Raw genomic sequence first — 10,221 nt, forward strand, 5'->3', positions numbered from 1 at the left:
CGGATGTCCTTCACGAACTTGCTGTATACTAAATTAGCTGCGGCGTTTTTCAAGCTCATCAGCTATTTCTGATAGCTGTATATCATTTGCTACAAGCATTACAAGTAAATGGAATAACAAATCAGAGGATTCATAAACAATATCCTCACGGTTTTTATTTTTAACAGCAAGAACAGTTTCTACTGATTCTTCTCCTATTTTCTCAAGGATTTTATCTATCCCTTTATTATGGTTAAGGAGTGAACATACATAGGATTTTTCAACTGGATTGTTTTTGCGGTCCTGAATTACATCATAGATTTCATTCAATAACGATAAGTCAGCATCTGATTGAGACATATTATCCTCCAACAAAAAATAAGTTTTTGAGTTTATAACTCAAATTTTTCTGGGATCGGTAATTTTTCCGGTAAGAGCTGATGCAGCTGCAGTAGCCGGTGAACTCAGGTAAACAAATGATTCTGGACTGCCTTCCCGTCCCTTGAAATTGCGGTTAGATGTGGCAAGTCCTACTTCTCCATCACCGAGAAGACCGAATGAACCTCCCATACATGGACCGCAGCAAGGTGATTCTACAATTGCTCCTGCTTCCATAAATTGTTCAATATATCCGGCTTTTAAAAGTTTCATATATTCAGTTCTTGAAGCAGGGATTACTAGCAAACGAACGTTGTCTGCAACCTTTTTCCCATCCATTATTTTTGCAGCAATTTCAAGGTCTTCATAACGCCCGTTTGTACATGACCCGATAAATACCTGATCAAGTTCTGTACCTTCTACTTCGCTTATGGGTTTTACATTATCAACATTGTGTGGACATGCTACCTGTGGTTCAAGATTGGATACATCATATTTTCGAATTTCTGAATAATTCGCCCCATCATCTGATTTCCATTCAGAATCGAGTTTATAATCAGGAATACGTTCCTTGATGTAATCCTCGGTCACATTATCAGGTTCTATAATTCCTGCTTTTCCACCCATTTCAATTGCCATATTTGACATTGTCATACGTTCTGAGACCGACATACTTCGCACTGCCGACCCGCCGAATTCAGCGGTCTTGTACATAGCACAGTCTGCACCAACATCTCCTATCACATGAAGGATGACATCTTTTGAATATACATTATCAGGCAATTCTCCATCAATTTCAAATCGTATCGTTTCAGGCACCTTGAACCACAATTTTCCTGAAGCAAATACTGCCGCCATATCAGTAGAACCTACACCTGTAGAAAATGCGCCAATTGCACCATAAGCACATGTATGAGAATCCGAACCCACTACCAAGTCACCGGGTTTGATATGTCCTTTTTCAGGCATTACCTGATGACATATACCTTCATAGACATCATAATTAAGGATTCCCTGTTCTTTTGCAAACTCCCTGAGCATTATATGATTGGATGCTGCATTTAATGAGTCTGCAGGAACCTGATGATCAAAGATAACTACAATTTTATTCGGGTTCCATACCTTTGGATTTTCTTTATTTTCCATTATTTCATAGAAACCTTTTACTGCAAGGGGACCTGTGATATCATGAGTCATCGCACGGTCTATATCAGCAAATACAAAATCTCCTGCTTTTACATTCGTTCCTGAAGCTTTAGACATTATTTTTTCAGAAATTGTCATTGGTTGGCTATTGTCCGGCATGATAATCAGTACTGAATTTTATGATCAATATAGGATAAATTAAAAGTCAAAGTGAACCATCATATAAACTAATATAATTTATAATTAGCTATAGGATGGCTAATTTAACTGGATAAAACGTTTAACAGTCAATCTTCTGCTTCTTCCACTCCTACTGCACTCAATATCTTTTTCACAACCGCTTCATTGACCAGACGTAGAAGTGTCTGTCTATCTTTTGCTGCACTAAACACCCCAAGCGGAACCTGTGCTGCGGCTGCTGTTGCATGTCCTCCTGCTGATTGTTCTCCAAATGCTCTTTTCATGACATCTCCAAGATTGATTTTGATATCATTGCTTCGTCCTGAAAGGTAGATCTTATCCTTAGATACCCCAAAAACTATTGATGTGGATATGCCCTCAAGATTCAACAGATAATCAGCTGCCTGTGGTAATGTATCACGGTCTCTAACTGTTCCCACATTTGACAAAAGATAACTTCCAAAAACCTGTCTGTTTTTAATTGCTTCTCCAAATACTTCCAATGTTTCTGTTGCTATAGAAGGACGTTCAAGCTGTTCAAGGATTTCATGGTCTGCCAGAGGGTAAAGGAAAGAAGCCGCAGAAAGGTCGGCAGGGTCTGTATTTCTTTTGAAATCCTGTGTATCTGTCCTTATACCATATAACAGCGCTGTTGCAAGATTACTGGTTATATCAATATTTAATTCCTGTAGATATTTTGTAAGAATTGTTGCTGTTGCTCCTATATTGGGTCTAATATCAATATAATCGGCATCAATTTCTGCATCCTCTACAGGATGATGGTCGAGTACAATACCTACATGGGTATCTCGGTCAAGCATATTGTTAGATCCGGGCACTGCACAATCCACCAGTGCTATATTCTGGAAATCTGAAATATCTGTTTCTTCCATCCTATTTAGGTCAATATCCAGAAGATTTACAAAGGCTTTATTTTCCTGGTGTCCGATTTCACCATGATAAAATATAGTGCTTTCAATACCATAGGTTTTTGCTATTTCTTTAAGAGCCATCGCACTGGCAATAGCATCTGGGTCAGGATTATCATGAACCACGACACCAAGTTTTTTGTCGGCAATATCTTTCAGCCATCGTGTTAACTTGGGACCTCTGCGCGTGGATTCGGCACGTTCAAGAGTCCTTGCAAGTGATGTAGCTACCACCCTTGAGGGTATTATAACATAATCAGCACCTTTAGATTCCATCTCTTTTTTATTGATAACATCTGATGCCCGTGCCACACAATAAACATCAGGAGAGACCAACTTTTTGATATTTTCTATGGCTGATTTGTTGGATTCATTATCAGAACTTAATACAAGCACAGCTGTTAAATTTCTTACATTGATTTGGTTAAGAGTTTCAGCATTGCTTATGTCACCCTGTATTGCTTCATACTCTTCTTCTCTGAGAGTTTCAATTTTGGCAGGGTCTTTATCGACGATGACCAAATCTTTATCAAGTTCTCTAAGTTCCTTAGCTACGGCAAAACCAATACTCCCACTACCAAGGACGAGATAGGTTGGTTTTATTTTTGATTTGGCGGGTAAATATGAGGGATTAGTTTTAGTTTTAGTTTTGGTGGACGGGTTTGTAGCCTTTACGGTGGCCATAGTGCAGTACCTCCTTCGTAATATCAGGACACAATTGTTTATTAAGGAACTTTCGGTTAAATTCCTATTAAACCTTCCACTATTCACTCTTCTTAGATGTTAATCTGTGAAGTTGAATATCCCCTATATTAATAAAAGTAAAATTAACATCAGATGGATTTAAACTTTATGTATAAATATATAATATTTTAAATAATAACACATTAAAAACTGATCATTTTAACATCGATTATTTATCCATATTGATTTTTTATCAAAAAGACCATTCATTTTTTCAGAATCATTAAATAAATACACTACACCATATAATTAGAAAGTAACATAAACATAGGGTAATATATGAATAAATAAAATACGTGTTACCATGTACACAATAACAACATCACAGATGAATGCAATTGACAAAAATTGTGAATACTTTGGTTTAAGCACACTTCAACTTATGGAAAATGCAGGAGCGGGGATAGCAAAAGAAGTTAAAAACCTTATTAAAAGTGGTACAATAGTTGTTATTGCAGGTAGAGGAAACAATGGTGGAGATGCTTTTGTTGCAGCAAGACATCTGGCACAATATAGCAATTATAAAGTTAAAATCATATTATTGGGTCGCATTGATCAGATTAAAACCGAAGATGCAATTAAAAATTATCAGATTTTAAAACACAGTGCTATCACAGATATCTTCGAAGTCTCAGATTCTACCCAGATTTTAAATCTGGATTGGATTGATAACGCCGACTTGATAATAGATGCAATTCTTGGTACAGGTGTTAAAAGCAAAATACGGGAACCTGAATCCACTGCCATTGACATAATTAATAACTCTAAGGCAAAAGTGGTATCAGTTGATGTACCATCAGGTTTTGACCCTGACGGTGGTGATTGTGAAAAATCAGTATCCTCAGACGTTACACTTACATTTCACAGAATAAAACCTGGTCTTGAGTCAAAAGATATTAACAGATACGCAAAATCTGTCAAGGTTGTGGATATTGGGGTTTGTTCAGATGCTGAAAAAATTGTAGGGAGAGGGAATCTAGAAGTGTTGAAAAAGCGTTCTGAAAGCAGCCATAAAGGTAATTCAGGCAGGATACTGGTCATAGGTGGTGGAGCATATTCAGGCGCTCCCGGGCTTACTTCACTGGCTGCACTGAGAACAGGTGCTGATCTTGTTACAATTGCCACACCAAAAAATGTTGCAGATATTATAGCATCGTTTTCACCAAATCTAATAGTAGATTCACTTTCCAATGAGGTGCTTTGTTCTGAAGACATTCCCAAAATCAAAGATTTGGTTAAATCCCATGACGTAGTTATCATAGGGATGGGGATAGGACGGGATGATAGAAGCAAATCAGCAATTGAGAAAATAATCCCCTACTGTCAAAAAGTTGTTGTAGACGCTGACGGATTATACGGGGTTGATTATAACAGCATCAGTGAATCCGGTTGTGAAGTTATTATCACACCACATGCAGGTGAATTTTCATATCTCCAGAACAAAAACACACCCAAAGATAGGGATTCACGTGCCTGTGATGTCATGGATTTTTCAAAAAATAATCATCTGATAACAATATTAAAAGGTAAAGAAGACATCATATCTGATGGTAAAAGGATATTATACAACCAGACCGGAAATCCGGGTATGACTGTTGGAGGGACGGGTGATGTACTTGCAGGAATTACAGGAGCGCTTTTTGCAGTAAATTCTGCAATTGATGCTGCATCCTGTGGTGCATTTATAAACGGTGCCTCCGGTGACCTAGCATTCGAGGAAAAAGGTTACGGTTTACTTGCAACTGATATCATTGACAGAATTACAGACGTTATAAATATAGGTAAATAAAGGAGAGATTTGATGGTAAAAGATGAACGGACTATATATGTAGATATTGAAAGAAACAGAATACGCCTGGTAATCAGCCACGGAGAAGACGAACAAATTACTAAATTAAACCTTCATGAAGCAAGAGACCTCCTGGGAAAACTTGACGAAACCCTTGAAGATTATGAACAGCGGAAAAATGTACGGATTGACTAACACCTAATGGTGGTTGTTTGGCAAAAGAATTTACACATACTGTTGATGACAGAGTTCAGATGGTAGACACCAGTAAAAAGGATAGTGTATCACGCCAGGCGGTTGCTTCAGGAAAAATTATACTCACAGAAGATACAATCAACAATATACAATCCAGTTCCATAGAAAAAGGAAATGTACTGGCGACAGCACGAGTAGCAGCCATCATGGCTGCCAAAAAAACATCTGATACAATCCCTATGTGCCATCCCATTCCGATTACAGGTATAGACACCGATTTTGATATTAATAATAATTACATTACAGCAAGTGTCAAGATTAAATCGGTCGGAAAAACCGGTGTTGAAATGGAGGCACTTAACGGTGTTTCAACCGCTTTACTTACCATATGGGATATGGTAAAATCTGCTGAAAAGGATGAAACCGGTAATTACCCTCATACAAAAATCCAGGATATAGAAGTTATTGAGAAAACCAAATCAGAATCTATATAAAAATTAAAAATTAAAAATAAGTATTAAAAATAATTACTATTTCAATTAAAGGAAGAAGAGGTACAAAATTTGAAGATAATAGGAGGACCTGCATCCCAGCTACTTGCATCCCGGGTTGCAAGAGAACTGAACGATAAACCAGTAGTTTGTGAATTTGATAAATTCCCTGATGGAGAACAATATATACGAATACTGGATGGCGATATTGAAAATGAAAGAGTTACTATAATACAGTGTACATATACAGATTCTGATTTGATTTCCCTTTTACAATTAATCGATGCCTGTGAAGATGCAAAACAAATCAATGTGGTTATACCCTATTTAGGATACAGCAGACAGGATAAAAAGTTCAAAAATGGAGAAGCAATCAGTGCACGTGCAATCACCAGAACACTTACCGCAGACAATGTGTTTACTGTTAATGTTCATGAAAAAAGCATACTTGAATATATCGATGCAAACAACACCACTGACCTTGAAGCATCATACCTGATGGGCAACCACATCGAGTCACTTGATTTAAAAAACCCATTAATAGTAGCTCCTGATTCTGGTGCAATCTATCTTGCAGAAAATGCATCATCTAAAACCGGAATAGAATATGATTACCTTGAAAAAGAAAGGATATCAGGTGATGAAGTATCCATCAAAACAAAAAACATGGATATCACCGGAAGAGATGTGGTTTTGATTGACGATATGATTGCTACTGGAGGTACAATGGCTGAATCCATCAAAATACTGAAATCACAGGGTGCAAATGATGTGTATCTTGCATGTGTACATCCTGTACTGGCTAAAAATGCAGTTTTGCGTTTATTCAATGCTGGGGTTCGAGATATAATATCTACCGACACTATTGAAAAAGCTGAAAGTGCTGTCAGTGTCGCACCATTGATAGCGGATTCATTAAATAAAATATAATTAAGACATAATTTTATATATTTGCCCAAAATAAAAAGGAGAACAGATTGACCATGACATTGCCTGAAGTATGTCCAATGGATAAAAATTCCGAATGCAAAAAAGAGGACTGCCATCTGTACCACATAGACTGGCGTACCGGTGATGAGAATTGCACAATCGGTTATCGCTATACACATAGAGAAGGAAAAAGTTCCCAGTCTGTACAGGATAATTATGCTGATAATGTTCGTATGAAACTGGGCAAAAAAATAGATGAAACACCAGAAATCAGAGACCCAATAGAAGAAGAAAATCGTTTTTTTAAATCAGACTTTAATATCGGTGAAAATGCTGGACAAGTAGAAAAGGAAACTCATGATTCCAATAAAACTGAGTCTTCTAAGGTAAATGAAGTTGAAGAAATAAACGAAAGAGTTGTAACATCCGACAAAAATACAACTGTAATCCATTCCTACAACAGTAATGAAGAAGATGATTCAGAACCCGAAGACAAAAAATTCAGAAAAAATATAGACAAAGCAATGGAACTTGACCTACCTGAAAACTACGAAAAAAAGTTCTGGAAATAATAAATTATGAATATTTCAAGTCAGGACTTGTTGCAGATATACCAGCACCTGATGGATGAATTCGGACCTCAATACTGGTGGCCTGCAGACACTTCTTTTGAAATTATAGTGGGTGCTATACTTACCCAGCAAACAAAATGGATAAATGTTGAAAAAGCAATATTAAATCTTAAAAACAACCACCTTTTAGATAAGAAAGCACTTGCATGTGCAGACATTGAAAAAATTGAAGAACTCATTTACTGCTGTGGTTTTTATCGACAAAAAGCTGCAAGGCTGAAAAATGTAGCCAATTACTTTTTTGAAAAAGGGTTGGATTCTGTTTTCAATCAGGAAATTAATAAATTAAGGTATACACTTCTTTCATTAAAAGGGATAGGTGAAGAAACAGCCGACAGTATAATTCTCTATTCGGCAGAAAAACCCAAATTTGTTATCGATGCTTATACAAAACGTATAATGGGATGTCTTGGAATAGATGGTAACTATAAACAACTTCAATCACTTTTTGAAAATAAATTACCGGTCGATGTTAACCTCTATCAGGAATACCATGCATTGATTGTAGAGTATGCAAAAAACTATTGTGTCAAAAAACAATGTAATAATTGTCTACTTCTCAAAACCAATATAAACATTAACAAGATAAATAACGATAATTATGGAGAAAGAACGCTATAGATGGATATATGAATCCATTGACATTTTTGATGATGTCGAAGAACTGGCAGAAAAATTCATGGAACCTGTCGGTGTGATGTCATCTATACTGTCCCAAAAAACAGTGTCAAAAGTTAAAAAGACACAACCAAAAGTTCAAAAATACAGCCATAAACACCTGAAAAAATGGGAAAAAGGCCACTCCATACAGGATATTGCAAAGGAAAACAAACTCCCTGAATCTCTTATGGCCACCATTTTACTCAAAGAAATGGGTTATTCAAAAAAACAGGTATTTAACAACCCAGATATTCTTTCTGATGACCGTTTAAAAAAAGAAATTAAAGAGGTAATAGAATCTGATTTTCATTATTCACCCAAAGCCCACAAATTGCAGAGTATTCGAGGACAAATGGGTGAAGACATCATTGAAAAATGGCTAATACAAAACAATATTGATTATTATACAGAAGACGACCTGCGTGAATACGGGCATACCAAAACACCAGATTTTGTGTTAAATGATACCCTAGTTATTGAAGGGATAGATATTCAGTGGATTGAAAGCAAAGCCATATTCGGTGATGAAAAAGAACACAGCCATTATTTTAAAAAACAATTCAAACAATACGAAGAAAAATTTGGTCAAGGAATGATAGTTTACTGGTACGGTTATCTGGATAACATAGACCTTAATAACCATATCATAAAAGATTACCAGTTTTTTTACAGCTATAAACTTGTAGATGATGTTGAAAGCCTTTTAAGTTTTTCAATTCAGTGGTAATCAAACCTTATTTTTCATTTATCTGAATACACTACCTGTCTTTTATGTAGTTCATTGCTTAAAAGTTCCTTTTGAGATAATTCTACTGGTTTCTTTCTAGATTCCCTGTTGTTTAGACCTGTATAAAGATTACCTGCTACTTTGTTATTAAAACCCAGATGCATATGGTTTTCATCAAGAGTTTTTATCTGGTCGTCTATCTGGGTTTTAAGTTTCACAAGGTCAAGATGTAATTGCCAGATTTTTTTTCCTATTTCATCAAATTTTTCTCTATTGTTTGATTTGTTTAAATCCAACAATACTATACCCCCACTTTTAATTTGATTTTTTAAATAGGGAGAACAACATAATAATCCACTGTCTCCCTCATTTACTGGTATATACCAGTAATCTAAAATAAGCAAATTAAGTAATAAATAATCTTAAGAAAAAAAGTTCTAAAACTAACTTATTTATAAAAACTATAGAATTAAATTAAAAAAGGATTAGTTTGATGAGAGTATTTTGGACACTGATCCAAGACTTTCAGATTGAAGGTTTAGAAGCTCATTATTCTCAGTTGCTTTGATATCGTACAATAATCCCTGATTGCCGCACTCCTAACTTTACATAAAACCATGTAAACTTAGGTGAGAAAGTATCATCTTTCTCGTTTAATTCATTTGCATATTTATTTTCGAGTTATTGTATCTCCAATATGCAATATACAAAGGTTCTTTGAGATTACCTTTATAGTCCGTGCCAGACAAAGGTATTTCTTTTTTAGCAATATTTACGGCGCTGTTTATATCTCTCGAAAGGGTTTGACCGCATTTTTTACAGGTAAAAATTCTTACATCTGGACCTTTTTTTCTACGTCTCCACAAATACAGCATTTTTTTGTTCTTATGGATCTGACTTCCGTAAAGTTTTGCAGAAAAAACCGTGATGATAGTAAGAACATCTTCAACTCATTCGTTTTCGTATGTTTTGTCTTCTGTTTGGTTGATTATTTCTATTTTAACACCATTTACAATTATTACATATTGTGTGTAATATTATACAAATTTGTTGTATAATATGGAAACTGTTTTATTCCCATAAGCATAGAGTTTACTTCCTCTGTTGCTGGTTCCCTGGATTTACACATTTCAAAGATATCCACCAAAGCACTGAACGGGTTACCTGAATTTCATCACTGATTCGAATCATTGTATAGTTTACTTTATAAGTAAAAAATATAAGAATTGATAACATAAAATATAATCAATTATATTCATCATGGAGATTGTTATGGTAAAAAGAACCGAAACGATATACCTAAATTATGATAAAAACCTTAGCTGGTTGTGTCATATTTCCAAGAACCTATACAACCAGGCAAACTTCATAGTTAAGCAATCTCTAAATGATGAAGGTGATTGGGTAAGATACGAAGAACTAAATAAACAGTTAAAAGGTA

General features: G+C 35.5%; 12 protein-coding genes. 7 read left to right on the top strand and 5 right to left on the bottom strand.

Going from position 1 to position 10,221, the window contains the following annotated elements; genetic code table 11:
- Positions 1-33 precede the first annotated feature (33 nt).
- The 3 genes from hisE to QZ276_RS04095 form a co-directional block, all read right to left on the bottom strand.
- Positions 34-339 carry a phosphoribosyl-ATP diphosphatase gene (gene hisE, locus QZ276_RS04085; protein WP_292485541.1) on the bottom strand — a complete coding sequence of 102 codons (306 nt, stop codon included), beginning with the start codon at positions 337-339 and terminating at the stop codon, positions 34-36.
- A 39-nt stretch (positions 340-378) separates the two neighbouring features.
- Complete coding sequence (locus QZ276_RS04090) at positions 379-1,662, bottom strand: 3-isopropylmalate dehydratase large subunit (protein WP_292485543.1); 1,284 nt, start codon at positions 1,660-1,662, stop codon at positions 379-381.
- 128 nt (positions 1,663-1,790) lie between these two features.
- Entirely contained in the window at positions 1,791-3,296 is a 1,506-nt protein-coding gene (locus QZ276_RS04095) for a DHH family phosphoesterase (RefSeq protein ID WP_292485545.1), read from the bottom strand.
- Between the two features lie 364 nt (positions 3,297-3,660).
- Here QZ276_RS04095 and QZ276_RS04100 point away from each other — a divergent pair, with 364 nt between their 5' ends.
- The 7 genes from QZ276_RS04100 (at position 3,661) to QZ276_RS04130 (ending at position 8,780) form a co-directional block, all read left to right on the top strand.
- Positions 3,661-5,145: an NAD(P)H-hydrate dehydratase gene (locus QZ276_RS04100; protein ID WP_292485546.1), complete on the top strand. Its 1,485-nt coding sequence runs from the start codon at positions 3,661-3,663 to the stop codon at positions 5,143-5,145.
- Between the two features lie 12 nt (positions 5,146-5,157).
- The gene (locus QZ276_RS04105) at positions 5,158-5,340 is read left to right on the top strand and encodes a hypothetical protein (RefSeq protein ID WP_292485548.1); all 183 of its coding nucleotides are present in this window, start codon (positions 5,158-5,160) and stop codon (positions 5,338-5,340) included.
- Between the two features lie 17 nt (positions 5,341-5,357).
- Positions 5,358-5,834 (top strand): cyclic pyranopterin monophosphate synthase MoaC, encoded by a 477-nt coding sequence (gene moaC / locus QZ276_RS04110; protein ID WP_292485550.1) that lies wholly within the window; start codon positions 5,358-5,360, stop codon positions 5,832-5,834.
- A 69-nt stretch (positions 5,835-5,903) separates the two neighbouring features.
- Positions 5,904-6,761, top strand: a complete 858-nt coding sequence (locus QZ276_RS04115) for a ribose-phosphate diphosphokinase (RefSeq protein WP_292485552.1) — start codon at positions 5,904-5,906, stop codon at positions 6,759-6,761.
- A gap of 47 nt (positions 6,762-6,808) precedes the next feature.
- Positions 6,809-7,333, top strand: coding sequence for a hypothetical protein (locus QZ276_RS04120; protein ID WP_292485554.1), 525 nt, complete (start codon positions 6,809-6,811; stop codon positions 7,331-7,333).
- Positions 7,334-7,339: 6 nt separating this feature from the next.
- On the top strand, positions 7,340-8,014 hold the full coding sequence (locus QZ276_RS04125) for an endonuclease III domain-containing protein (RefSeq protein WP_292485556.1): 675 nt from the start codon (positions 7,340-7,342) through the stop codon (positions 8,012-8,014).
- Complete coding sequence (locus tag QZ276_RS04130) at positions 7,995-8,780, top strand: C15orf41 family protein (RefSeq protein WP_292485558.1); 786 nt, start codon at positions 7,995-7,997, stop codon at positions 8,778-8,780. The genes QZ276_RS04125 and QZ276_RS04130 overlap by 20 nt, the downstream gene beginning before the upstream one ends.
- A 14-nt stretch (positions 8,781-8,794) precedes the next feature.
- Here QZ276_RS04130 and QZ276_RS04135 read toward each other — a convergent pair whose 3' ends face one another.
- Entirely contained in the window at positions 8,795-9,076 is a 282-nt protein-coding gene (locus QZ276_RS04135) for a hypothetical protein (protein ID WP_292485560.1), read from the bottom strand.
- A 357-nt stretch (positions 9,077-9,433) separates the two neighbouring features.
- Positions 9,434-9,655 (bottom strand): zinc ribbon domain-containing protein, encoded by a 222-nt coding sequence (locus QZ276_RS11530; protein WP_369334624.1) that lies wholly within the window; start codon positions 9,653-9,655, stop codon positions 9,434-9,436.
- Positions 9,656-10,221 lie beyond the last annotated feature (566 nt).

Source organism: Methanohalobium sp. (genome assembly GCF_018609725.1).
Taxonomy (GTDB): Archaea; Halobacteriota; Methanosarcinia; order Methanosarcinales; family Methanosarcinaceae; genus Methanohalobium.